Raw genomic sequence first — 22,217 nt, 5'->3', positions numbered from 1 at the left:
AATTGGTTTAGCGGAAAATGATTGATTTATTGAAATCTGTACAAGTAAATTATAAGGACATCATTTGACACCCCTGATACTTACTTAACATATCTTTAAAATCCATTTCATCTAAGAGCACCAATTCGTCAAACCCATAGCAAATTCCGAATATATATTGTCCATCTGGGTCAATAAATTTTGATCCGAAATGATAATATTTGCCTTGGAAATAATTATAAATTCTATCTACAGCTACGCCAGGTAAATTTTTGAAAACGTTGGTAATAATCTTGCAGTTTTGCATCTCATAGTCACCTTTGATAACTATTTTATCCAAAGTTAATAGTTCATGCGATTCGAGTATATGGTCAACCAGGATTTGCAAAAAGGTACCATCGCTACATTCAAATAGTAACGTGTTGTCTTGCACGAATTCATTGCCATCTTCTATAACTGTTATAGTGTATATGGCTGTAAATATTTTACCTTTAAATAAAAATAAATCTTTGGATGCTTCCATATTGCATTGTAAAAGCCCCTTCCGGGGCTTTACTATATTATTTCTTATAAGGTGCCAGCAACTTACTGCACACTTCCCCAAAGCCTATCCGTACCTCATCGTTCTCACAATAGCCGCGCATGATCACGCTGTCGCCATCGTTGATGAACTTACGTTCGGTACCATCCTTAAGAGTGATAGGGTTTTTGCCGCCCCAGGTAAGTTCCAGCATCGAGCCAAAACTATCGGGCGTAGGGCCGGATATGGTACCGCTTCCCATAAGGTCACCACTATTGATGCGGCAGCCATTTACGGTGTGGTGCGCCAGCTGCTGCGCCATACTCCAGTACATATATTTAAAGTTCGAGTTGGATATTACAGTCTCTTCGCCGTTTTCAGGCTCTATGGCCACCTGTAGTTTTATATCAAAAGCATGCGCGCCTTCCTGTTGAAGGTACTCCAATGGCTGCGGGTCGTTTTGCGACGGCCCCTGTGTACGGAACGACTCCAGTGCATCAAGCGTCACGATCCACGGCGACATGGACGATGCGAAATTTTTAGCTAGGAATGGCCCGAGCGGCACATACTCCCATTTCTGGATATCGCGGGCGCTCCAGTCGTTGAACAGCACCATCCCGAAGATATGCTCTTCGGCCTCTTCAACGGGTATCTGCTCACCCATAACGTTGGCATCGGTAGTGATGAACGCCATTTCAAGTTCAAAGTCTACCAGCTTAGATGGACCGTATACCGGTTTTTCAGCTCCTGGCGGCAATGTCTGTCCGTAAGGGCGATGTACCGGAATTCCCGAAGGCACTATCGTTGACGACCTTCCGTGGTAGCCCACGGGCAGGTGCAGCCAGTTGGGCAATAATGCATTTTCAGGATCGCGAAACATGATGCCTACATTGGTGGCGTGCTCGCGGCTTGAATAAAAATCAGTATAATCGCCGATAAGTACCGGCAGCTGCATTTCTACATCTTCCATGTTAAAAATGACAACGGCCTTATGCTCTTCATTGTCCTTAAGTTCGTTGTTGGTCACATCAAAAAGGTCTGCAATGCGGTTGCGTACCAGTCTCCATGTCTTTTTCCCATCAGAAATGAAGTCGTTCAGTGTATCCTGCATGAACATATCGTCGGTAAGTTCGATGCCCTCAAAATAATTAAGCTGCTGAAGGGCGCCGAGATCGATGGCATAATCGCCGATCCGCGTGCCAATCGTCACAACATCGTCTTTGGTAATAAACACGCCAAATGGGATGTTCTGAATTGGGAAATCGCTGTCTTTCGGTACGTTAAGCCAGGATTTCCGGGATGGGTCATTTGCTGTAAGTGGCATATTCTAAGTATGTGTTTTTTTGTTTTATTGAATCATCAAATATAGTTTCCTCTGTCGTTTTACCAAACGTTTTTTTGTACTTTTGACATCAAATTAACGAAAAATTATAAAATGCAACGCGACGAACAAATTTTCGACCTTATCCTTGAAGAGCAGGACAGGCAGATACACGGACTGGAACTAATTGCATCAGAAAATTTTGTGAGCGACCAGGTGCTGGAAGCCGCAGGTTCTGTTTTAACGAATAAATATGCCGAAGGCTACCCCGGCAAGCGCTACTATGGCGGATGTGAGGTAGTTGACGTTATCGAGCAAATCGCTATCGACAGGGCAAAAGAGCTTTTCGGCGCCGAATATGTAAACGTGCAACCGCATTCCGGCTCGCAGGCCAATACTGCAGCTTTTGCCGCGATCCTTAAGCCGGGCGATAAAATATTAGGTTTTGACCTTTCACATGGTGGACACCTTACCCACGGTTCGCCGGTTAATTTTTCCGGTAAGCTGTACAATCCTGTATTTTATGGGGTAGAGAAGGAGACAGGCCGTTTAAATTATGACAAGATACAGGAAATAGCCGAAAGGGAAAAGCCGCAGGTGATCATTGCAGGCGCTTCTGCCTATTCAAGGGATATGGACTTTAAGCGCTTCCGCGAAATTGCAGATAGCGTTGGCGCACTGCTTTTGGCCGATATTGCACACCCGGCAGGGCTTATCGCAAAAGGTCTTATGAACGACCCTATTCCGCATTGCCACATCGTTACGACTACAACCCACAAAACCCTTCGCGGGCCACGTGGCGGCATGATCATGATGGGTAAGGATTTCGAGAATCCATTTGGCATTAAGACACCTAAAGGCGAGATCAGGATGATGTCGTCATTGCTTGATGGCGCTGTATTCCCGGGCAATCAGGGCGGGCCGTTAGAACATATTATCGCAGCCAAGGCCGTAGCGTTTGGTGAGGCTTTAACGGATGAGTTCTTCCGTTACGCAATGCAGGTGCAAAAGAATGCCAAGGCGATGGCAGAAGCGTTTGTAAAAAGAGGCTATGATATCATTTCCGGCGGTACCGATAACCACATGATGCTTATCGACCTCAGGAACAAGAACCTTTCCGGTAAAGAAGCTGAGAATGCATTGGTAAAAGCGGAGATCACCGTGAACAAGAATATGGTTCCGTTCGATGACAAATCGCCATTCGTGACTTCCGGCATCCGTGTGGGGACGGCAGCGATCACGACACGCGGATTATTGGAAGCCGATATGGAAACCATCGTTGCGCTAATCGACCGTGTAATTGTCGACCATACCAATGAAGACGTGCTCGAGCAGGTTGCCGATGAGGTAAACGACATGATGAGCGAAAGGCCGATATTCGTGTTTTAATTTTGTCATTATAAAAATATTTTAGCCCTGATTCGTCAGGGCTTTTTTATTTCCCATAAATTAGGCCCACAAATATGAGCGATACACAGGATAATTTCAGGAAGGTTTATTTTGAGCACAGGATACTCGTGTATAACCTGGCGCTCCATTATGTCCTGAACATTGAGGATGCCGAAGAGATCACTCAGGATGTGTTTGTAAAAGTACATGAATCGTTTACCACCTTCAAAAACGAGTCGTCACTGAAAACCTGGATTTACAGGATTACCATAAACCAGTCCCTTGACTTTATAAAGCGCCGCGACAGCAAAAAGCGGTTTTTCATCTTCGGAAGGAAAAGCACGTCCGAAAAAGAATACCTAAACCAGTCCACTTTTGAGCATCCAGGTATTGCGCTTGAGGATAAGGAAAAGTCAAAGTTGCTTTTTTCTATAATTGATCTTTTGCCCGAAACCCAAAAGACCGCTTTCCTGCTATCAAAGCTCGAAGGCCTTGGCAATCAAGAAATTGCTACTATTATGGAGACCAGTGTTGGTGCGGTAGAATCGCTATTGGTAAGGGCAAAGAGAACATTACAGGAAAAACTTGAGGGAAAATTTGAAGGATACCGCAGGAAAAAATAATAATTAGCGTCTAAAAGAGTATGGACAAGCAAAAATGGATAGAAGAAGTTATCGATAACGGAACCAGGGTGCGCAAGCTCGCCCCGCGTGACAGCCTGTTGGAAGCCATTGAAAGAAGTGTAGCTACGCTTGCTGAAGTACCCGCCAGGAAAGTCTGGATGGCTGCGGCTTCTGTCGCTGTACTGATAGCGTTGAACTTTGCTGCTGTAAAGGCGGCAGGAAGTGCCGGCAACGAAAAAACTTCAACATCCGAAACACCGCTTTATACCAATAACCAGCTTTATTAAAATGAAGAAGACAACATTATTAGGGACAGGGATCGTACTCCTTTTGATTATAAATGCTTTGACACTCGGCTTTATCTACTTTAAGGCAGGACGTCCGCCGCAGCATCCCGAACCGAAAGAAGTTATTTCGAAGATGCTCCATTTTGATGAGGGCCAGCGCCATCAGTACGAAGAGCAAATCGTATGGCACCGGACACGTATTAACCAGCTGGATGGCCGGATCAGGAAAGCAAAAGAAGAGCTATATGCATTGCTTGCCGAAAATAATACCTCAAAAAAGGACAGCCTTATCACCGTCATATCCGGTCTGCACAAAGAAATAGAGGAGACCCATTTTAAGCATTTCAGCGATATTAAGTCCATTTGCAGGCCGGAGCAACAGGTATATTATAAGCAGCTTATAATTGAGTTACCACGCCTTTTTGGTGGTCAGAAACAACCTCGTGCAAAGGAGTAAACACTAAGGTTCGATTTACAAATTGACTAAAAAATCGCGATTTAGTTATTGCGTAGCTATATTTTGAATTTTGTGTTAACCTGTTTATAAATAGCATTATAACTTCGTAAGGTGTTAGTATCTTTAAGGTAAATACCTTACTTATGGAAACCTATTTCGTTGTTCTGCAGTTGCCGGGCAGTACGGAACTAAAATTCGTCGAAGGGAAGTACAGCCCGGAAAACTTCTGGCAATATGCCGCGACCATTATCAGTAATGGAAAATCGGATATCATATCCGTGAGACAGGATACAGGCGTTTCGGAAGATTTGCGCAGCCATGCCGACTGTAGTGACCAGTTTGAAACGTATCTGTTGTTTTACCTTATGCTTAGTAAAGAGGAGGCTATGAATAAGAATGTTATATTTCAGAAAATATCAGATCTTCTGAAAGTTGCTAACTATGAGGTAGTAATTGATGCGAATGATAATTTCCAACTAATAATGCGTGATTATCTGGACATGACCGACCGAGATATCACAGGGCATTATTATGGAGGTACGCATCTTTCGGCGTAAGATCATGTAATCCAAAAGTCTAAAGATTTATTTCTCTTTTTTCGGGTATTTAGCTTCTACAAGCTACGGGGATGCCGTCCCGAAAGCTTCCGGGATTCTTAAGTGCTGTACATATCATGATTAATGATAAATACTCTTATTTACTTCAGGGCTCCTCTCTTTCGGAGAGGGCGGGGATGAGAACCCTCTACTGTAAAAATTTATATTACATTTTACATTCTTCTCGCTCTAATGTGCTAATTTTATGGCTATGGAAACGAACAGAAAAAAAGGCTTTGTATTTAAGACGTACGAAGCCCCTTATATATCGCCGTTCGATAAGCTATTCGAGATATTTACAGAACTGATAACCCACACTTCGGGCGACCTCGATGAAGCGATCGACTGGCTGAGGCAGCTGGACAAAGAATACAAGCTGACCGACAAAAATTACACTATCGATGACTTTATAGAAGACCTCAAGAAGAAGGGCTATATCCGCGAAGAGATAAAGCCGGATGGTGCAGGCGGATTAAAGATAACTTCAAAAACCGAGCGTTCTATCCGCCAGCAGGCATTGGAACAGATATTCGGCAACCTTAAGCGTGCCGGGTCGGGCACCCACCGGACGAAATATTCGGGCAGCGGCGATGAGCACACGGGTGAATTCAGGGAGTACCGCTTTGGCGACAGCCTTGAAAGGATATCGCTTACGGAAAGCCTCCGCAACGCCCAGGTGAACAATGGTATCGATGACTTCCAACTGTTCGAGAGCGACCTTGTGGTGGAGGATTCACAGTTCAAGGCGCAAATGAGCACCGTATTGATGATCGACATCAGCCACAGTATGATACTTTATGGTGAAGACCGAATAACACCAGCCAAAAAAGTGGCCATGGCTTTGGCTGAGCTCATCACCACACGCTACCCGAAAGACACGCTGGACATCCTTGTATTTGGTAACGATGCCTGGCCTATTGCTATTAAAGACCTGCCGTACCTTAATGTAGGGCCCTACCATACCAATACGGTAGCAGGGCTGCAATTGGCAATGGACCTGCTTCGCCGCAAGCGCAACACCAACAAGCAGATATTCATGATTACGGATGGCAAGCCGAGCTGCATACGCCAGTCTGACGGCACCTATTACATGAACAGTAACGGCCTCGACGATTATATTGTGGATAAATGCTACGCCATGGCACAGCAGGCCCGCAAGCTGCACATTCCCATCACGACCTTTATGATAGCTACCGACCCGTATTTGCAGGAATTCATTCAGCATTTTACCGAGGCCAACCAGGGCAAGGCATTCTATACGGGGCTGAAAGGATTGGGCGAAATGATATTTGAGGATTATGAGACGAACAGGAAAAAGAGGGTTAAATAGATTATTAGATAATAGACGATAGATAAAAGACAATGAACACAGAAAACATAAAAACATTAGGCGAATTAAAAAAAGCAGGCTACCAAAGCAAACACATTAAAGATGAGCTTCGCGGAAACCTGCGGGATAAGATAAGGAACGGCGAAAAAGTATTTGAAGGGGTTTGGGGATTTGAGAACACGGTAATACCCGAACTGGAGCGCGCTATACTTTCGAAACATAACATCAACTTACTGGGTCTTCGCGGTCAGGCAAAGACGCGACTTGCACGGCTGATGGTGAACCTGCTGGATGAGTACATTCCGTTTGTGGAAGGCTCCGAGATAAACGATGACCCGTTACAGCCTATTTCGCGCTATGCGAAAGAACTCATTGCTGAAAAAGGCGATGACACCCCGATAAGCTGGCTGCACCGTAGCGAGCGCTTCTATGAAAAGCTGGCAACGCCCGATGTTACCGTGGCCGACCTTATAGGCGATATCGACCCGATAAAGGCCGCGAGCCTAAGGCTGTCCTATGCCGATGACCGCGTAATCCACTTCGGGATGATACCGCGTGCTAACCGCTGTATATTCGTTATCAACGAATTACCCGATCTTCAGGCGCGAATACAGGTGGCGCTATTCAACATATTGCAGGAAGGCGATATCCAGATTCGTGGCTTCAAGGTGCGCCTGAACCTTGACATACAGTTCGTGTTCACCGCAAACCCTGAAGACTATACCAACCGTGGCAGCATCGTAACACCACTCAAAGACAGGATAGGTTCGCAGATCATAACGCACTACCCGGAAACCGTAAAGATAGCCCGCACCATAACCGAGCAGGAAGCCAACCGTGACGGCCGCCAAAGCGATACCATACACGTACCGGACCTCGCACGAGACCTGCTGGAACAGATAGGCTTCGAGGCACGCAGCAGCGAGTTCGTCGATTACAAGAGCGGCGTGAGTGCACGTATGAGCATCACGGCTTTTGAGAACCTGCTAAGTACTGCCGAGCGCAGGGTACTTAGGGCAGGGGAGGATAAGACCAGCATACGCCTGGCCGATTTCATGGGCATTGTCCCTGCTATAACAGGCAAGGTGGAACTGGTATATGAAGGTGAGCAGGAAGGCTCGGCCATGGTAGCCGAACACCTGATAGGTGCAGCCGTGAAAACCGTTTTTGCCGACTACTTCCCGAAAATAGAGAAGCTCGAAAAAAATGATGGCAAAGGCCCGTTTCAGGATGTTATCGACTGGTTCTTTAACGACGAGTCGGGTGTGGAAATGGAAGACGATATCTCAGATGCCAATTACCGCAAGCTGCTCGACAGCATTATTCCGTTAAAGCAATTGGTACAAAAATACCAACCCGATACTCCAACTGAAGACATGTACTTTATGAAGGAATTCATCCTGTGGGGGCTTGCAGAAAACAACAAGCTGAGCAAGGACCGCTTTAGCGAAGGCTACCAGTTCAAGGATATTTACGGTAGTTATATTAGTAAATTGTAAGTCCTGCTTATTTTATTAAAGTTAGCTATGAAAAGTATCCACGCTAGTGGAAGCTTTTCATAGCTAATTTTTTTGTGTTTGCTATAACGAAAGCGCGATTTAAGCTTTGGCAACAAAAAAATAACCTATTTTTGCGCTAATTTATAATAGGGATGGAAGACAACTTTAAAATGATTGCCAAAACCTTTTTTGGTTTTGAAGAGATACTGGCTAAGGAACTGCAAATGTTGGGTGCTCAGGAAGTAGAGCAGGGGGTACGTATGGTTAGTTTTAAGGGTGATAAAGGTTTTATGTACAAAGCCAATCTCGCCCTGCGTACGGCACTTAAAATACTTAAACCCGTTTACTTTTTCAGGGCTTATAATGAGGAGAGTTTATATAAAGGAATAATGTCAATGGACTGGTCTAAGTATCTTAATGCCAATCAGTCATTTGTAATTGATGTGACCATTCATTCCGACCATTTCAACCACTCGCAATTCGTAGCGCTCAAGGCCAAAGATGCGATTGTAGACCAGTTTCGTGAGCGTTATGGTAAAAGGCCGGATATTGATAAAGATTTCCCGGATGTACGCATCAACCTGCATATCCACGCCGATCAGTGCTCGGTAGCGCTCGATACTTCAGGCGCGTCACTGCACCAGCGCGGCTACAGGACGGCGACCAATATAGCACCTATCAACGAAGTATTGGCCGCAGGAATGCTGTTGCTCTCCGGATGGGATGGCCAGGGCGATTTTCTTGACCCGATGTGCGGTAGTGGTACCCTTCTTGCCGAAGCTGCCATGATAGCCTGTAATATCCCCGCTAACATCAACCGCAAAGAATTCGGCTTTGAAAAATGGAACGACTGGGATAACGATCTTTTCGACATGATAGTTGATTCGCTGATGAAGAAAACAAGGGAATTCCATTATAGCATAAAAGGCTACGACAAAGCGCCTTCTGCTGTAAATAAAGCGAAAGACAACATTACCAATGCCAACCTTGACGAATATGTCACTGTTGAGCAGCTCAATTTCTTTGAAACTGAAAAAGAAACCCGCGGACCGCTGCACATGGTGTTTAACCCACCGTATGGCGAAAGGCTCGATATTGACATGGAGCGTTTTTACCGCGAGATAGGCGACACGCTGAAACAGGGTTACCCGGGAACCAATGCGTGGTTTATAACCGCTAATCTTGAAGCGCTGAAATATGTAGGCCTGAAACCTTCCCGAAAAATAAAGCTCTTCAACGGCAAGCTTGAGGCAAGATTGGTAAAGTATGAGATGTATGAAGGCAGTAAGCGGACGAAATTTCAACGGGAGGAAGAATCATAATTTCAGATTTCAGAATGTAGATTTTATATTGAGCGTCACTCAAACCGGATAAAACGCTCAATTACTTAAATAGTAAAAGTGCAGATGTCGATCTGTAAATTGTAATTATACCATGAACAAAAAAGTAAAAGCATTTTTATATAACTTCCTTGGCTTTGCGCCATTTTTTATGCTACTGTGTTACCTCATTGAGAAATTTACAGGGCTTACAGGTTTTTGGATACCGGTTACTTCTGCGGTAGCAACAACCATACTGGCTCCAAAATTCCAGGTGGTAAAATATATGGGAGAAGAAAAGATATTTATGAGATGGCTCTTTGTGAAAGGTGTGAAAGAGGTAAAATAAAGCCGGTTAATGCTAAAAATAAGTAAGGGAGCCATGGCTCCCTTACTCTAACTAACTCAAAAAAGCAAACTATTTTGCAGACCTGAACTTTTCGAAAAAGTAAACAGGCAGGAATGCGAAGTTTAAAACCAGGAAGCCTGAAAATATCAGCAAGTTAGCTGCAGGCCAATGCATCATTTTAAAAATGAAGCCTGAACTTAGAAGAAATGAGGCTAAAAAGCCGAACAAATAAATACTTCGTTTCATAATGTAATTGATTTATGCCTTTCAAGGCGGTTAATATTATAGGTGTTTATTAGAATGCATTTTATTAAAATGTATTTACTTTAAAAAATAAAGGCCGAAGCCTTTAAAAATGTATAAAATATCATTTCTATTGCGAAATTGCCTTTTTATAAAAATTCTGATACCGTTGGTAAAAAAAGAGCGGCAGGAATGCAATGACGAATAGGACACAACCAATGAAAAAACTCAGGTTGGCACCCGGCCAGTGCATAGCCTTAAATAATATACCGGTAACTATGCCAGCAATAGATAAGCAACCCAGGATATTTACCAATTTCTGCCTTCTGAGGTTGTTCTTAAAACTGACCATAAGGTAGGTATCCCTTTCAATACCTTTCATAGCATGATAGCCTCCAAACTGTTGGATTGCGCTATTGTATGCAGTATCAAAATCTTCAAAATTACCTGTTTCAATATGCGTACAGATATGGTCCAGAACATCGGCCCGAAGCCCGGCAGATGCTATCCCATAAAACTCAAGGTTCGTGTCAATATAATCCACTTGTTCTTCGGTCAGTATCATTTGGCAAGTTGTTTTTCGTTAAAGATCAGCGACAGTGTTGCTATAAAATCATTGAGCTCATCCGTTATTTCCTGTGCAGCTTTTTTACCGCTGCCGGTAACCGTATAATATTTCCTTACACGCTTGCCAAGATACACTTTTTCGGTATCCAGTATGCCATCGGCTTCCAGCTTGTGGAGTATGGGGTACAGGGCCCCCTCACTAATGTCTATCTTTCCACGGGTAAGTTCTTTTACTTTTTGCGTTATCTCATAGCCATACATCTTATCGCTTTGGCTAAGCAGCTTCAATATGATGGGCTGAAGGGTTCCTTTGGTAAGTTCTTTACTATACATAGGACAAATATACATTTTATTACAATGTATACAAATAAAATGACGAAATATTTTTAAGAAACTTAAATTATGCCCGTAAAACCTATATATTTGGAATAAATATATTTTCTATGAAAACCATCCTACTTGTTATAGCAATGGTATTTAGCATTGTTAGCACAGCACAAAAGATACCTGCGGATAAGCAGCTCTATAACGTAAATATCTTCAGGTGGGCGGAGAATTCTGAAGGTGAGCTTACCGATAAGATAGTCCTTATTAACGCGGATGGCAGCGTTACCTTTAATGGCGAAGAGAATTTCAGGCAGCTTGATATGAATGCTGTTACAGCTGGCTTTACAAAATTTATTGAAGGCGAAAAAATTGAGAAGCTTCCTGCTTACGGCGAGGACGAAATGACCGAGGCGCACAACCCCGAACCGGGAGAGCAGGCCCTTCACATTACGGTCGTAAAAATGCAGGATTACCTTAATGACAAAGATAACTTTCTGTATCCGGCAGAATATTTTAAGCTGATTGTTATCCCAATTGATGAAACCCCTACAGCCCTTTATAAATATTTAAGCCCGGACGTCGTTAAAGCCTTAAAAGACATGCTGGAGGATTAACGTCGCAACATACCCTATGAAAAATTATTATATACTCCTCTTTCTATTCTTATTTTCAGCACTGTCTTATGGGCAGGTAAAAGGCGAACTTGAAGTTGGCATCGGCATTGGGTCTAATGGCGGCAATGTAAACTATAGTGAAAATTTTAATGATGCTGACACTAACAGCAGCCTTAGTATTATTGGATCGGCAGATTATAATTTTGCCAATCGCTGGAGCGTAAAAACAAAATTGATTTACGACACCAAAGGGTGGGATGGCGGTACACTTTACTTTCGTGGTGGGCAGCTAAGGAATGCCGATGTGGACTTGCATTATATAACCGTGCCGCTAATGCTCAACTGGCATTTTGGAGGTAAGCGTAATTGGTATCTTAATTTTGGAACCTACTGGGGCTTCTTGTTGGCTGCCGGTGAAGAAACCTCTAATGCCGATGTAAAGGAAGCTTTCCGTAGTACAGATTTCGGGATAACTTTTGGCATAGGGGCAAAGATACCGGTTACGAAATACCTTAAGATATATATTGAGTACGACTGCCAGGGCGGCCTTAACAACATTTATAAGGATAGCACTATCCCGGATGTGACGAATATCAGGAATGCCCTGAATGTTGGGGTGAATTTTTTGGTGTTGTAAGAAAATAAAAAAAAGAGGCCGTAGCCTCCTCAAAATTATTTCTTCAAATACGTATCAAAATATTCCTCTATCTTCTGGTTCAGGTGCACCCTGTCCTTGCCGCGTACATTGTGCTCGTGCGTAGGGTAGAGGAAGTAGTCGACCTGTTTTCCTGCTGCTATGCATGCCTGTATGAATTCCATACTGTTTTGCTGTACCACAACCGGATCCTGCGCGCCGTGAATCACGAGCAGCCTGCCTTTCAGTTTCGCTGCTTTGCTTATCACGCTGTTACCGGCATAGCCTTCCGGGTTTTCCTGCGGCATATCCATATAGCGCTCGCCATACATTACTTCATAGTATTTCCAGTCGCACACAGGCCCGCCCGCAACACCTACTTTAAATACATCGCCATGGTCAAGCATTAGAGAAGTCGTCATAAAGCCGCCAAAGCTCCAGCCGTAAACCCCGATCCTGTCGGCATCCACAAATGATTTGCTTTTCAGGAAGTCGACGCCTTTCATTTGGTCGGCCATTTCGTTTACGCCCAAATTGCGGTGTACCACGTGCTCAAAATCACGCCCGCGTGCATCGCTGCCACGGTTATCCAGCGTAAATACAACATAGCCCTGCTGTGCCATATAATAATCGAACAGCCCGGCACCGCAAAGCCATTCATTCGTAACAAGCTGTGCATGCGGCCCACCGTAAACGTACACCATTACAGGATATTTTTTATTAGCATCAAAATTCGCCGGATAAATAAGCCTGCCGTTCAGCGGGGTTTTGCCATCGGCCGCCGTTACAGTAACAAGTTCCATTTTAGGCAATACGGTTTTGCCTTTATAAGGGTCTTCCGCATTCAGTATCTCCGTCACTTTTTTGCTTTTGAGGTCGGTTATAGATACCCTGTTAGGTGTTGTAATGCTGCTGTAGCTATCCAGTACCAATCCACCATCTGTGCTTACGATCGTATTATGTGTACCATTGGCAGTAGTAACAGCAATGGTTTTACCTGAACCCAGATCTACTTTATAGAGCTGCCTGTCGAGGCCATTATTGGTTGCCCCAATATAGAAAGCATTTTTCCCACTCGCATCAAAGCCAAGGAAATCCTGTATGACCACATTAAGGTAGCCGAGTTTTTTCAATTGTTTCCCCTCAGTAGTATACAGATACAACTGCTCATACCCTTCTTTCTCCGTGCGGTATAAAAACTGGTCACTATGTCCCGGCACAAAAGTAAAGTCGTGCAGCGGCTCTACATAGGTTGTGGCTTTTTCCTCGAATAATGTTTTTATGAAATTTCCAGTAGCAGCATCATATTTATTCAGTTTCAGGTGGTTCTGCTCACGGTTCAGGACACCTACAAACACATATTTACTATCAGGTGACCAGGTAACACAGGTAAGGAACTGCTCTTTAGGGCCTTCTGTTTTTAGCGTTACTTTATTGCCTGAAGCAACATCATAAGCAACTAGTGTCACTTCCTCGCTTTTCATACCTGCCATCGGGTACTTTATGTTCTTAGTTTCTGCAATACGGCTATCCCATTGTATAAGCGGGTAATCGGCTACCATGGTTTCGTCTTTACGATAGTACAGCAGCTTACCGCTGTCCGGGCTCCACCACATCCCTTTATTGATACCGAATTCCTGGCGGTGCGTGTAGTCGCTGCCATTCACGATACCTTTATCGATGTCGTTTGTAACAGTTTTATCACTTTTACCCGATAACATTATATTATTATCATTTAGCCATGCAACAGTGCTTCCGTCCGGTGAAAGCACCTGGTTTTTGGCATCAGCAGAAATAGCAATTGCATTTTTCACTTCCTTTTTATCGGCATCAAAAAGCACAAGGTACATTTTGTTTTTACCTGAAACCTCAAGCTGAAGGGTGCCTTTGTCTTTCCATTGATAATTGTAAGGAAAGATCTGAAGCATGAAAGCATCATCAGGGAATTTGGCTTTCATGGCTGCCGCCAATTCTGTTTTTGTAACAAGTGTCGTCTCAGCCCAGTTTGCGGCCTCGCTGCGTTGCATGAGGCTTGCATAGTTGTCACTCATGTAGGTTATTGCTCTGTCATCCTTCCGCCATAGCGGGGAAACGAGGCTTTTGGGAGCAAATTCCTGGTACTTACCCGATGTGGCCTGCTGAAGGGTAAGATTTTTTTGTGCGGTTGCGGCTATTCCCGTAAAAAGGAACAACAGTAAAAGTTTTCTCATACGTTTGTTTGTTGTTTGTCGGGCGAATTTAAGGAATGTATAAATGTGCCGGACATTATAATGGTAATTAGTAGCCGTTTTTGTAAATTCGTTTCATAATAAGGAAACTTTTTTACACGCCTATGGAAAATCTTGATGACCAGACCCTCGCCAGGGAACATTTAGCCAACGAAAGGACGTTCCTGGCATGGGTACGTACCGGAATAGCAATGATGGCATTTGGGTTCGTAGTGGTTAAATCAACAATATTCGTTAGTGAACCTGTAGTTTCGAATACCGAGGAAACGATGATCCCCGGAGAAATGTTTACTGCAATTGTAGGGATCATACTTGTAATGGCCGGATCCGTTATTTCAAGTGTATCCTATCTCCGGTACAGGCAAACCAAAAAGCAGCTGAGACAGGGCATTTATCACCATTCTTCGGCTATGCTGGCTATGATAACTCTGGGTGTATTGCTGGTAAGCGCTTTACTCATTGTATATCTTATCCGTACATTGTAATCGTTACGCAATAACTTTACTCAAACTTCTTATAGTTTTTTAGCCAGTAGTCTTTAAAGAACACTGTTTCGTCCATATATTTTTCAGGTACTTTGAGCATCTGTTCTATCTTACGTTCATTTTTACCTTCAATTTTATAAATGGTAACACCCATTGCATAATCGGCATCACGACAAGTCACAATAAAAATCCGGCCAATTGGCTTTACTTCAAATTTATCAATGTAAAACAATTCGCTGCCCCACATCCCTCCGGCGCATCCCATTTTATGGTCGCTGTAAAAATATTTTGTGTCTTCCAGTTTTTTAGATGCCGGAAATTCGCTGAAGTTTTTTATTTCTTTGAACACGCCTGTTTTGCTATCAAACATGATCCATTCTTTTACACCGCCAACATTACTAAGTTGATTCAAACGAATATCCGCATTTCCATCTCTATCAAGATCTTCAAATTCAAAACCATTTACGGCCCAATTAGTATGCTTATAAATGGTATCGCCTTCGTGGAGGATACATAAAGGGCAGTTGTTATTATTAGCCGGATGCCCCTGCATTACAGTATACATTTTCCCATTAATAGCTATCGAATCAACAAGATACTCAGGAGCGGGTTTTTGAGGCTTTACTTGTTGTGGTTCATTGATGACTATCTTTTCCGACTTTTGGCAGCCTAAAAAACAAAATAACAAGGTAATAGCGAACGGTTTCATAAAATGGTGATTTCTTTGCTAACAATATAAGCACAATTATTATTGCCTTAAATCTAAAATAAAAAACCGGAGCGATTGCCCCGGTTATAGTATAATTTAGAAGTTTATTAAACAGCCTCGGCCTTCGCCAAAACGCCAACTTGCTCCATACATTCTTTCATTATCCTGTACGTCCTTTCAATATCGTTGTCAAGTCCTATAGAGAATCGGATAAGCCCGTCAGTTAGGCCCATTTCCATTTGCTCTTCCAAAGGTATTTCGCTTGATGTCGATGTTCCCGGCGCGCTGAACAGTGTTTTATAGAAACCAAGGCTCACTGCAAGATAGCCAAGGTTACGGTCCTGCATCAGTTCCATAAGTTCATTGGCCTTGTGCAGGTCGCCAACATCAATAGTCATCATGCCTCCAAATCCGTATTCAGGATTGATCATGTTTTTGTACAACTCATGGCTTGGGTGGCTTTCAAGTCCTGGATATACGGTTTTCAGTCCATCCTGCTCGAAACGTTGTGCGAGGTACAAAGCATTGTGGCTGTGCTGCTTCATCCTGATGTGCAGTGTACGAAGGTTTTTCAGGACGCTCGCCGCACGGAGGCTGTCCATTGTTGGGCCTAAAAGCATGCTCGCGCCGTTATTCACGTTACGCAACTGGTCGATAAATTCCTGTGTTCCGCAGGTAACGCCGCCCACAGTATCGCTACTTCCATTTATGAATTTGGTAAGGCTGTGGATCACCACATCGGCGCCCATTTTGGCTGGTGATACCGAAAGCGGGGAGAAGGTGTTGTCCACCACCAGTTTCAGGTTGTGTTTTTTAGCTATTTTGGCCAGGCTTTCAATATCGGCTACTTCAAGCAGCGGGTTGCTTACCGTTTCGCAGTATAATATTTTAGTCTCTGGCGTTATGGCTGCCTCTACAACATCCAGTTTTGTAATATCTACGAAAGATGTAGTAATACCCAGCTTTGGCATAAAGTTTTTCATGAATGCATAAGTACCTCCATAAATAGTGCGGCTGGATACGATATGGTCGCCCATACCGCATAACTGTAATAATACAGGAGTAATAGCTCCCATACCGGATGCGGCTACATTGGCGGTCTCGGTGCCTTCCATTGCGGCAAGGGCCTGGCCCAGGTACAGGTTGCTTGGAGAGGCATGGCGGGAGTAAAGGTAGCATCCTTCGGCATTGCCTTCAAAAGCATCGAACATAGTCTTTGCCGAAAGGAAAGTATAGGTAGATGAATCGGATATTGATGGGTTTACGCCTCCAAATTCCCCAAAATACTGGAGATCCTGGATATTGTCGGCGGGGTTGAATGTTTTCATACTATAGTTTTCATGTGTTTATAAGGTCAAAGAGAAGTTTTTTTAAACTTAAAATCAACTACATGTAAATTATTTAGTTTTATTTTCTATAAATTTGAAATTAATTAGATTACTGTTTTAAATACAATTAGAAATTAGAACTAATCCTGAAAATTTTTCACATGGCTTTAGATGCAATCGATAAAAAACTGCTCCTTCTTTTACAGGAAGACAGTACCCAAACTACTAAACAGCTTTCGCTAAAGCTGAACCTGTCTGTTACGGCGGTTTACGAGCGGGTCAAAAAACTCGAGCGTGAAGGTATTATCAGTAAATATGTCGCATTGGTTGACCGCAACAAGGTCAATCGTGGCTTCGTGGTTTTCTGTCACCTGAAGCTGATTCAGCATACCAAGGAATACCTTACCAAATTTGAACAGCAGGTAGTACAGCTTGACGAAGTGCTGGAATGCTACCACGTGAGCGGCGATTACGATTATATTTTAAAGATATATGTCGCCAATATGGAAGAATACCGCGAATTCATGGTAACCAAACTGACAACGCTACAACACATTGGCAGCACGCACAGCACTTTCATGATCAGCGAGGTGAAGAACACGAATGTGATAACGGTTTAGTTTTAGCCACGAATTACACGAATTTCCCGAATTTCTTTATTTAAGAATTAAAATATAAAGAACAGGATTTGTGAAATTCGTGTAATTTGTGGCTAAAATTTACTCTTCTAATTGTTATATTTGAGATACCAAACAGACATCTTATGAAAAACATTGCAATCGCCATTATCTTATCCTTTACAGCTATTTCCTATGCACAGCAAAAAGGCCCGCAGGTAAAAGTGGAGCAGGGAATACTGGAAGGTGTAGTACTCCCTTCAGGCATCCAGAATTACAAAGGTGTTCCGTTTGCCGCACCGCCTGTCGGCAGCCTGCGCTGGAAAGCCCCGCAGCCTCCACAAAGCTGGACGGGCGTACGCAAAGCTACCGAATTCGGAAACAGGCCCATGCAGAAACCTATCTTCAGTGATATGAACTTTCGAAGCGCACAGGTGAGCGAAGACTGCCTTTACCTGAATATATGGGCCCCTGACAAGAAAGAGAATGAGAAAATGCCGGTGCTGGTCTATTTTTATGGTGGCGGATTTATAGCAGGAGATGCATCGGAATACCGTTATGACGGCGAGAGCCTTGCAAAAAAGGGTATTATAACGATAACTGTAAATTACAGGTTGGGGATCTTTGGGTTCTTCTCTCACCCTGAACTTACAAAAGAATCGCCTAACCATGCTTCGGGCAACTATGGCCTGCTCGACCAGAATGCCGCATTGCTTTGGGTAAAGAAAAATATTTCCGCCTTTGGCGGCGACCCAAACAGGATAACTATTGCTGGCGAATCGGCCGGGTCAATATCAGTATCAGCGCAGATGGCATCACCTTTGTCGAAAAACCTTATAGCAGGGGCCATTGGGCAGAGCGGTGCAATGATAGCGCCTACCGAGCGTGTTGTGCCTTTAGCTGAGCATGAGAAAATAGGCGTTGCTTTCGCCGAAAAAATAAAGAAAGGATCACTGGCGGAACTGCGCGCCATGCCGGCCGATAAACTACAGGATGAAGCCTGGAAAGAGGGTGTTTTCAATACCGAGGCAACTATCGACGGATACTTCCTGAAGAAATCTCCTGTTGATGTATTTGCCGCAGGCGAACAGGCCAAAGTGCCTTTGCTTGCGGGGTGGACATCTGCCGAATCATCTTACATGGGCTTTATGGAAGGTCAATATCCCAATCCTGAAAATTATGCTGCAAGGGTAAAAACGGTCTTTGGCGATAAGGCCGAAGAAATAATGAAGCTATATCCCGGCAGCACACAGGTAGAAGTAATTGCATCGGCCTCAGCGCTTGCAAGTGACGGGTTCATCGTCTTCGGTACCTGGAAATGGCTCGATACCCATCGCAGGACTTCAGGGCAGCCCGTATATGCTTATGTTTTCTCCAAAGCCCGCCCAACAGTACCGGGCGAAAAGGCAAAGGATAATATGCCGCCTGCGCTTCCCGGAGCCAACCATTCTGCCGATATTGAATACTTATTGGGCAACCTGGCTACCAATAAAGTCTATAAATGGCGGCCTGATGATTACAGGGTTTCCCAAACAGGGGAAGATTATTTTGCTAATTTTATAAAAACGGGCGATCCCAACGGCAAAAGCCTCCCCAAATGGCCTGTAAGTAAGCCGGAAGGAGAGATGAGTATTATGGATATCAATGTGCAGCCCAAGGCTCATAAAGAGCAGTATAGGGAAAGGTATTTGTTTTTGGATGGGTATTTTGGTGGGAAGAAGTAATTTTATGATTGTTATTTGGAGTGGATTTGTAATCCTTGCCAAATAACAATCATCAGATGCTGTAAGAGCTTTTATTATCGTGATTACTCTTTCTTACATGCACGAATTGTAAATCCGCGCTATTTAGGGAAGATATTAATAGTATTCTTTTATAAGATAACTATCTATTACCATGTTAAAAATATTATCTTCAATTACAACTTGTTTGAATATTTCTACTTGAATCTCTGCGTCTAGTTCGTTTTCATTCATAGATTGTGCGTCGGCAATATAGAAATTCCACGAAATCAAATCAATTTTATCTTGATTCTCAAATAATAATTTCGCAAGTTGTAATTCTGATTCCGATACTTTTATCAGAATATTCCATTTATCAAAGCCTGCAATATTGGCTATTACATGTTGTGCGTTCATTAGAGTAAAATTTTCCTCATCGATATCAAAATCTGAAATGATATCATAAATTTGAAAATACTTTGGCGAATACTCGTACTGAAAACCACCTGTCGTTTTGTTAATAAGAGGAGTTTGGGTCTTGAAATCTCTGTGTAAATTTTTTGCTTGAAGTTTGAAGTAATCAATAGTGTTCATAATATAATCCTTAAGTTCAAAGATTATTATCCTGATATTATGCGTCCGTATGCTATTGTTGGATAATAAGCTCTGAAGGTTATATTATCTAGTTATTGGATGATGAAATCTTCGCACGAACGAGCAGGCATTCCAAAAACACCTTATACAAATATAAAAATTCCATTCAAATTATTTTTACAATACTGATTTTTTTTAAAAAATAATCAAGCTATTGCTAACAAGTTTTGCGTAAGGCGGTTTCATATGCAGACTTGGAACTCTATACTTCGAATAAAAATACCCTTTGCGAATTCTCCAGATTTCGCGGATTACTTGCACCCGAGTGAAGCTTGCGTGAGGGATAGAGGCGATATCCTGCGGAGGCACGGAGCAGATAAAGCCGAGAGCCCGACCCGTGCGTTGGCGTTAGGCAGGCAGGGGACACGCTCAAATAACCAGCATGCAAATTCCTCTTTTTTTATTGGCACCATATAAATCATATTGACTAAATTTGCGTGACAAATTTTCAAACAACAAAAAAATATACCATGAGTTCATTTGATGTAGTCGTTATAGGTTCCGGTCCCGGCGGTTATGTGGCAGCCATCCGTTGCGCACAGTTGGGTTTCAATACCGCAATCATCGAAAAATATCCAACCCTTGGCGGCACCTGCCTTAACGTGGGCTGTATCCCTTCAAAAGCATTGCTTGATTCGTCGCACCATTACCATGATGCCATATCGCATTTTAAAGAGCACGGTATCGACATTGCCGGCGAGATAAAAGTCAATTTTGAGCAGATGATCGCGCGCAAGCAGGGTGTTGTGGACCAAAACGTGAGTGGCATCAAATACCTTATGGACAAAAATAAGATCACGGTACTGGAAGGTACAGGATCGTTTGAAGATGCGAAACATATCAAGGTAACCAAAGCTGACGGAGCATCAGAAACCATTGAAGCGAAATACACTATTATCGCTACCGGTTCAAAACCATCATCATTGCCTTTCATCACAATAGACAAAGAAAAAATAATCACCTCTACCGAAGCCCTTAAGCTGAAAGAAGTCCCGAAACACCTTATCGTTATAGGAGGTGGCGTTATCGGTCTTGAGCTGGGCCAGGTGTACCTTCGCCTTGGCGCCCAGGTATCGGTGGTAGAATATCTTGACCGCATTATCCCGGGTATGGACGCAGGCCTTTCTAAAGAGCTTACCAAAGTGCTTAAAAAGCAAGGCATGAAGTTCTACACGTCGCACAAAGTGAAGTCGGTAGAGCGTGCGGGCGAAGGCGTACAGGTTCAGGCTGAGAATGCCAAAGGCGAGACTATAACACTTGATGGCGATTACGCATTGGTATCGGTGGGCCGCCGTCCTTTTACCGAAGGACTCAACGCTGAAACCGCCGGAGTAAAAATTACCGAAAGGGGACAGGTGGAAGTAAACGATCACCTGCAAACAGCTGCATCGAACATTTATGCGATCGGTGATGTTATCAAAGGTGCAATGCTTGCTCATAAAGCGGAGGAAGAAGGCGTATTTGTAGCCGAAACCATAGCTGGTCAAAAGCCGCATATTGACTATAACCTGATACCGGGAGTTGTGTACACATGGCCTGAGGTTGCAGCAGTTGGTAAAACCGAAGAGCAACTTAAAGAAGCCGGTGTAGCTTATAAATCAGGCAGCTTTCCGTTCAAAGCCTTGGGACGCAGCCGTGCAAGTATGGATACCGATGGTTTTGTAAAGATACTTGCTGATGCCAAAACGGACGAAGTACTGGGTGTCCACATGATAGGGGCCCGTACCGCCGACCTTATTGCTGAGGCAGTAACGGCTATGGAATTTAAGGCATCTGCCGAGGATATCTCAAGGATGAGCCACGCGCACCCAACGTATGCGGAAGCAGTTAAGGAAGCGGCACTGGCAGCGACTGATAACAGGCCGATACATATATAATTATAGCTTTTAGAATAATGAAACCCATCTTCAAGGATGGGTTTTGTGTTTATAGAAATTTCCTTTGGTTTAAATCTCTTGAAGAATGATGTATTGTTAAAATTTCAAGGTGATTATTGTTTATAATCTCATAAATAATTCTGTAATTACCTTCAATTAGTTCCCTTACACTTTCTTCATTAACTTCAGGAACCATCCTTCCTGAATAAGGCTGTAATTTCAAAATTTTTGTTTTGAGAATAATTCTTTGTACTTGTATTTTTGCATAGTACGCAGAATCTCGTGCAATATATTCAGCAATGCCCTTCAAATCATTCCGTGCAAGTATAGTCCAGCTTATTCGAACCATTTTTCAACATCAGCATCAAGTTCTTCTTCAGAAATCACCTCTCCATTCCTGGATTGTTGCCTGGCTCTCTCAACTTTATCAATTATAATAAGTTTTTCAACCAACTCATCAATTGAAAATTCTTCCGGAAATTTTTCAAGAGTCTCTTTTACTTTTGTTTTAGTTATCATGGCAATGTATTTATTCGAAGATACT

Annotated in this window: 25 protein-coding genes; 15 read left to right on the top strand and 10 right to left on the bottom strand. The window is 43.3% G+C overall.

The window, feature by feature from the left end; translation table 11 throughout:
• Window positions 1-49 precede the first annotated feature (49 nt).
• The gene (locus tag AAEO56_RS09040; protein ID WP_341696720.1) at window positions 50-502 is read right to left on the bottom strand and encodes a hypothetical protein; all 453 of its coding nucleotides are present in this window, start codon (window positions 500-502) and stop codon (window positions 50-52) included.
• 37 nt (window positions 503-539) lie between these two features.
• On the bottom strand, window positions 540-1,823 hold the full coding sequence (gene fahA, locus AAEO56_RS09035; protein ID WP_341696719.1) for a fumarylacetoacetase: 1,284 nt from the start codon (window positions 1,821-1,823) through the stop codon (window positions 540-542).
• Window positions 1,824-1,934: 111 nt separating this feature from the next.
• Here fahA and glyA point away from each other — a divergent pair, with 111 nt between their 5' ends.
• The 9 genes from glyA to AAEO56_RS08990 all read left to right on the top strand — a co-directional run bounded on the left by glyA (window position 1,935) and on the right by AAEO56_RS08990 (window position 9,669).
• A complete protein-coding gene (glyA, locus tag AAEO56_RS09030) occupies window positions 1,935-3,209 on the top strand; it encodes a serine hydroxymethyltransferase (protein WP_341696718.1) in 1,275 nt (424 codons plus the stop codon).
• A gap of 74 nt (window positions 3,210-3,283) precedes the next feature.
• Window positions 3,284-3,832, top strand: a complete 549-nt coding sequence (locus tag AAEO56_RS09025) for an RNA polymerase sigma factor (RefSeq protein WP_341696717.1) — start codon at window positions 3,284-3,286, stop codon at window positions 3,830-3,832.
• Between the two features lie 20 nt (window positions 3,833-3,852).
• Window positions 3,853-4,119 (top strand): hypothetical protein, encoded by a 267-nt coding sequence (locus tag AAEO56_RS09020; RefSeq protein WP_341696716.1) that lies wholly within the window; start codon window positions 3,853-3,855, stop codon window positions 4,117-4,119.
• 1 nt (window position 4,120) lies between these two features.
• Window positions 4,121-4,576, top strand: a complete 456-nt coding sequence (locus AAEO56_RS09015; protein WP_341696715.1) for a hypothetical protein — start codon at window positions 4,121-4,123, stop codon at window positions 4,574-4,576.
• 143 nt (window positions 4,577-4,719) lie between these two features.
• Window positions 4,720-5,133 (top strand): hypothetical protein, encoded by a 414-nt coding sequence (locus AAEO56_RS09010; protein ID WP_341696714.1) that lies wholly within the window; start codon window positions 4,720-4,722, stop codon window positions 5,131-5,133.
• Between the two features lie 250 nt (window positions 5,134-5,383).
• Window positions 5,384-6,502 (top strand): vWA domain-containing protein, encoded by a 1,119-nt coding sequence (locus tag AAEO56_RS09005; RefSeq protein WP_341696713.1) that lies wholly within the window; start codon window positions 5,384-5,386, stop codon window positions 6,500-6,502.
• Window positions 6,503-6,534: 32 nt separating this feature from the next.
• Window positions 6,535-8,001, top strand: a complete 1,467-nt coding sequence (locus AAEO56_RS09000) for a magnesium chelatase (protein ID WP_341696712.1) — start codon at window positions 6,535-6,537, stop codon at window positions 7,999-8,001.
• A gap of 152 nt (window positions 8,002-8,153) precedes the next feature.
• Complete coding sequence (locus tag AAEO56_RS08995) at window positions 8,154-9,323, top strand: THUMP domain-containing class I SAM-dependent RNA methyltransferase (RefSeq protein WP_341696711.1); 1,170 nt, start codon at window positions 8,154-8,156, stop codon at window positions 9,321-9,323.
• A gap of 112 nt (window positions 9,324-9,435) precedes the next feature.
• Window positions 9,436-9,669: a hypothetical protein gene (locus AAEO56_RS08990; protein ID WP_341696710.1), complete on the top strand. Its 234-nt coding sequence runs from the start codon at window positions 9,436-9,438 to the stop codon at window positions 9,667-9,669.
• Window positions 9,670-10,042: 373 nt separating this feature from the next.
• On the opposite strand, the gene AAEO56_RS08985 is transcribed toward AAEO56_RS08990, so the two are convergent.
• Window positions 10,043-10,477 carry a hypothetical protein gene (locus AAEO56_RS08985; RefSeq protein WP_341696709.1) on the bottom strand — a complete coding sequence of 145 codons (435 nt, stop codon included), beginning with the start codon at window positions 10,475-10,477 and terminating at the stop codon, window positions 10,043-10,045.
• Window positions 10,474-10,812, bottom strand: coding sequence for a PadR family transcriptional regulator (locus tag AAEO56_RS08980; protein ID WP_341696708.1), 339 nt, complete (start codon window positions 10,810-10,812; stop codon window positions 10,474-10,476). The genes AAEO56_RS08985 and AAEO56_RS08980 overlap by 4 nt, the downstream gene beginning before the upstream one ends.
• Before the next feature lie 110 nt (window positions 10,813-10,922).
• Here AAEO56_RS08980 and AAEO56_RS08975 point away from each other — a divergent pair, with 110 nt between their 5' ends.
• Together AAEO56_RS08975 and AAEO56_RS08970 are read left to right on the top strand one after the other, a co-directional pair.
• Entirely contained in the window at window positions 10,923-11,420 is a 498-nt protein-coding gene (locus AAEO56_RS08975; RefSeq protein WP_341696707.1) for a hypothetical protein, read from the top strand.
• Window positions 11,421-11,436: 16 nt separating this feature from the next.
• Window positions 11,437-12,057, top strand: a complete 621-nt coding sequence (locus AAEO56_RS08970; protein ID WP_341696706.1) for a porin family protein — start codon at window positions 11,437-11,439, stop codon at window positions 12,055-12,057.
• A 35-nt stretch (window positions 12,058-12,092) separates the two neighbouring features.
• Here AAEO56_RS08970 and AAEO56_RS08965 read toward each other — a convergent pair whose 3' ends face one another.
• A complete protein-coding gene (locus AAEO56_RS08965) occupies window positions 12,093-14,264 on the bottom strand; it encodes a S9 family peptidase (RefSeq protein ID WP_341696705.1) in 2,172 nt (723 codons plus the stop codon).
• Between the two features lie 122 nt (window positions 14,265-14,386).
• On the opposite strand from AAEO56_RS08965, the gene AAEO56_RS08960 reads away from it, so the two are divergent.
• The gene (locus tag AAEO56_RS08960) at window positions 14,387-14,767 is read left to right on the top strand and encodes a YidH family protein (protein WP_341696704.1); all 381 of its coding nucleotides are present in this window, start codon (window positions 14,387-14,389) and stop codon (window positions 14,765-14,767) included.
• A 16-nt stretch (window positions 14,768-14,783) separates the two neighbouring features.
• Here the strand turns inward: AAEO56_RS08960 and AAEO56_RS08955 are convergent, their stop codons facing one another.
• Together AAEO56_RS08955 and AAEO56_RS08950 are read right to left on the bottom strand one after the other, a co-directional pair.
• Window positions 14,784-15,476 carry a hypothetical protein gene (locus tag AAEO56_RS08955; RefSeq protein ID WP_341696703.1) on the bottom strand — a complete coding sequence of 231 codons (693 nt, stop codon included), beginning with the start codon at window positions 15,474-15,476 and terminating at the stop codon, window positions 14,784-14,786.
• 107 nt (window positions 15,477-15,583) lie between these two features.
• Entirely contained in the window at window positions 15,584-16,804 is a 1,221-nt protein-coding gene (locus AAEO56_RS08950; protein ID WP_341696702.1) for an aminotransferase class I/II-fold pyridoxal phosphate-dependent enzyme, read from the bottom strand.
• 161 nt (window positions 16,805-16,965) lie between these two features.
• Here AAEO56_RS08950 and AAEO56_RS08945 point away from each other — a divergent pair, with 161 nt between their 5' ends.
• Together AAEO56_RS08945 and AAEO56_RS08940 are read left to right on the top strand one after the other, a co-directional pair.
• Window positions 16,966-17,424 (top strand): Lrp/AsnC family transcriptional regulator, encoded by a 459-nt coding sequence (locus AAEO56_RS08945; protein ID WP_341696701.1) that lies wholly within the window; start codon window positions 16,966-16,968, stop codon window positions 17,422-17,424.
• A gap of 143 nt (window positions 17,425-17,567) precedes the next feature.
• Window positions 17,568-19,145 carry a carboxylesterase/lipase family protein gene (locus AAEO56_RS08940; protein WP_341696700.1) on the top strand — a complete coding sequence of 526 codons (1,578 nt, stop codon included), beginning with the start codon at window positions 17,568-17,570 and terminating at the stop codon, window positions 19,143-19,145.
• Between the two features lie 135 nt (window positions 19,146-19,280).
• Here AAEO56_RS08940 and AAEO56_RS08935 read toward each other — a convergent pair whose 3' ends face one another.
• Window positions 19,281-19,736, bottom strand: coding sequence for a hypothetical protein (locus tag AAEO56_RS08935; RefSeq protein ID WP_341696699.1), 456 nt, complete (start codon window positions 19,734-19,736; stop codon window positions 19,281-19,283).
• Window positions 19,737-20,266: 530 nt separating this feature from the next.
• Here AAEO56_RS08935 and lpdA point away from each other — a divergent pair.
• Window positions 20,267-21,673, top strand: coding sequence for a dihydrolipoyl dehydrogenase (gene lpdA / locus AAEO56_RS08930; protein WP_341696698.1), 1,407 nt, complete (start codon window positions 20,267-20,269; stop codon window positions 21,671-21,673).
• A 49-nt stretch (window positions 21,674-21,722) separates the two neighbouring features.
• On the opposite strand, the gene AAEO56_RS08925 is transcribed toward lpdA, so the two are convergent.
• Together AAEO56_RS08925 and AAEO56_RS08920 are read right to left on the bottom strand one after the other, a co-directional pair.
• Complete coding sequence (locus tag AAEO56_RS08925; protein ID WP_341696697.1) at window positions 21,723-22,022, bottom strand: type II toxin-antitoxin system RelE/ParE family toxin; 300 nt, start codon at window positions 22,020-22,022, stop codon at window positions 21,723-21,725.
• Entirely contained in the window at window positions 22,010-22,192 is a 183-nt protein-coding gene (locus AAEO56_RS08920; RefSeq protein ID WP_341696696.1) for a hypothetical protein, read from the bottom strand. The genes AAEO56_RS08925 and AAEO56_RS08920 overlap by 13 nt, the downstream gene beginning before the upstream one ends.
• Between the last annotated feature and the right edge of the window lie 25 nt (window positions 22,193-22,217).

Origin of the sequence: Flavobacterium arundinis (assembly GCF_038289855.1) — a bacterium.
Taxonomy (GTDB): domain Bacteria; phylum Bacteroidota; class Bacteroidia; order Flavobacteriales; family Flavobacteriaceae; genus Flavobacterium; species Flavobacterium arundinis.
The sequence above is the reverse complement of the archived record's forward strand: the minus strand, read 5'-3'. Positions and strand labels throughout refer to the sequence as shown.

Bases quoted from the DNA above. Each gene is read 5' to 3' on its own strand.
- AAEO56_RS09020 (WP_341696716.1), top strand. From the start codon at position 3,853: ATGGACAAGCAAAAATGGATAGAAGAAGTTATCGATAACGGAACCAGG.
- AAEO56_RS08950 (WP_341696702.1), bottom strand. From the start codon at position 16,804: ATGAAAACATTCAACCCCGCCGACAATATCCAGGATCTCCAGTATTTT.
- AAEO56_RS08945 (WP_341696701.1), top strand. From the start codon at position 16,966: ATGGCTTTAGATGCAATCGATAAAAAACTGCTCCTTCTTTTACAGGAA.
- AAEO56_RS09005 (WP_341696713.1), top strand. From the start codon at position 5,384: ATGGAAACGAACAGAAAAAAAGGCTTTGTATTTAAGACGTACGAAGCC.
- AAEO56_RS08990 (WP_341696710.1), top strand. From the start codon at position 9,436: ATGAACAAAAAAGTAAAAGCATTTTTATATAACTTCCTTGGCTTTGCG.
- AAEO56_RS09010 (WP_341696714.1), top strand. From the start codon at position 4,720: ATGGAAACCTATTTCGTTGTTCTGCAGTTGCCGGGCAGTACGGAACTA.
- AAEO56_RS08965 (WP_341696705.1), bottom strand. From the start codon at position 14,264: ATGAGAAAACTTTTACTGTTGTTCCTTTTTACGGGAATAGCCGCAACC.
- lpdA (WP_341696698.1), top strand. From the start codon at position 20,267: ATGAGTTCATTTGATGTAGTCGTTATAGGTTCCGGTCCCGGCGGTTAT.
- AAEO56_RS08970 (WP_341696706.1), top strand. From the start codon at position 11,437: ATGAAAAATTATTATATACTCCTCTTTCTATTCTTATTTTCAGCACTG.
- AAEO56_RS08920 (WP_341696696.1), bottom strand. From the start codon at position 22,192: ATGATAACTAAAACAAAAGTAAAAGAGACTCTTGAAAAATTTCCGGAA.
- AAEO56_RS08975 (WP_341696707.1), top strand. From the start codon at position 10,923: ATGAAAACCATCCTACTTGTTATAGCAATGGTATTTAGCATTGTTAGC.
- AAEO56_RS08940 (WP_341696700.1), top strand. From the start codon at position 17,568: ATGAAAAACATTGCAATCGCCATTATCTTATCCTTTACAGCTATTTCC.
- glyA (WP_341696718.1), top strand. From the start codon at position 1,935: ATGCAACGCGACGAACAAATTTTCGACCTTATCCTTGAAGAGCAGGAC.
- AAEO56_RS08935 (WP_341696699.1), bottom strand. From the start codon at position 19,736: ATGAACACTATTGATTACTTCAAACTTCAAGCAAAAAATTTACACAGA.
- AAEO56_RS08985 (WP_341696709.1), bottom strand. From the start codon at position 10,477: ATGATACTGACCGAAGAACAAGTGGATTATATTGACACGAACCTTGAG.
- fahA (WP_341696719.1), bottom strand. From the start codon at position 1,823: ATGCCACTTACAGCAAATGACCCATCCCGGAAATCCTGGCTTAACGTA.
- AAEO56_RS08925 (WP_341696697.1), bottom strand. From the start codon at position 22,022: ATGGTTCGAATAAGCTGGACTATACTTGCACGGAATGATTTGAAGGGC.
- AAEO56_RS08980 (WP_341696708.1), bottom strand. From the start codon at position 10,812: ATGTATAGTAAAGAACTTACCAAAGGAACCCTTCAGCCCATCATATTG.
- AAEO56_RS08995 (WP_341696711.1), top strand. From the start codon at position 8,154: ATGGAAGACAACTTTAAAATGATTGCCAAAACCTTTTTTGGTTTTGAA.
- AAEO56_RS08955 (WP_341696703.1), bottom strand. From the start codon at position 15,476: ATGAAACCGTTCGCTATTACCTTGTTATTTTGTTTTTTAGGCTGCCAA.
- AAEO56_RS09000 (WP_341696712.1), top strand. From the start codon at position 6,535: ATGAACACAGAAAACATAAAAACATTAGGCGAATTAAAAAAAGCAGGC.
- AAEO56_RS09040 (WP_341696720.1), bottom strand. From the start codon at position 502: ATGGAAGCATCCAAAGATTTATTTTTATTTAAAGGTAAAATATTTACA.
- AAEO56_RS09025 (WP_341696717.1), top strand. From the start codon at position 3,284: ATGAGCGATACACAGGATAATTTCAGGAAGGTTTATTTTGAGCACAGG.
- AAEO56_RS08960 (WP_341696704.1), top strand. From the start codon at position 14,387: ATGGAAAATCTTGATGACCAGACCCTCGCCAGGGAACATTTAGCCAAC.
- AAEO56_RS09015 (WP_341696715.1), top strand. From the start codon at position 4,121: ATGAAGAAGACAACATTATTAGGGACAGGGATCGTACTCCTTTTGATT.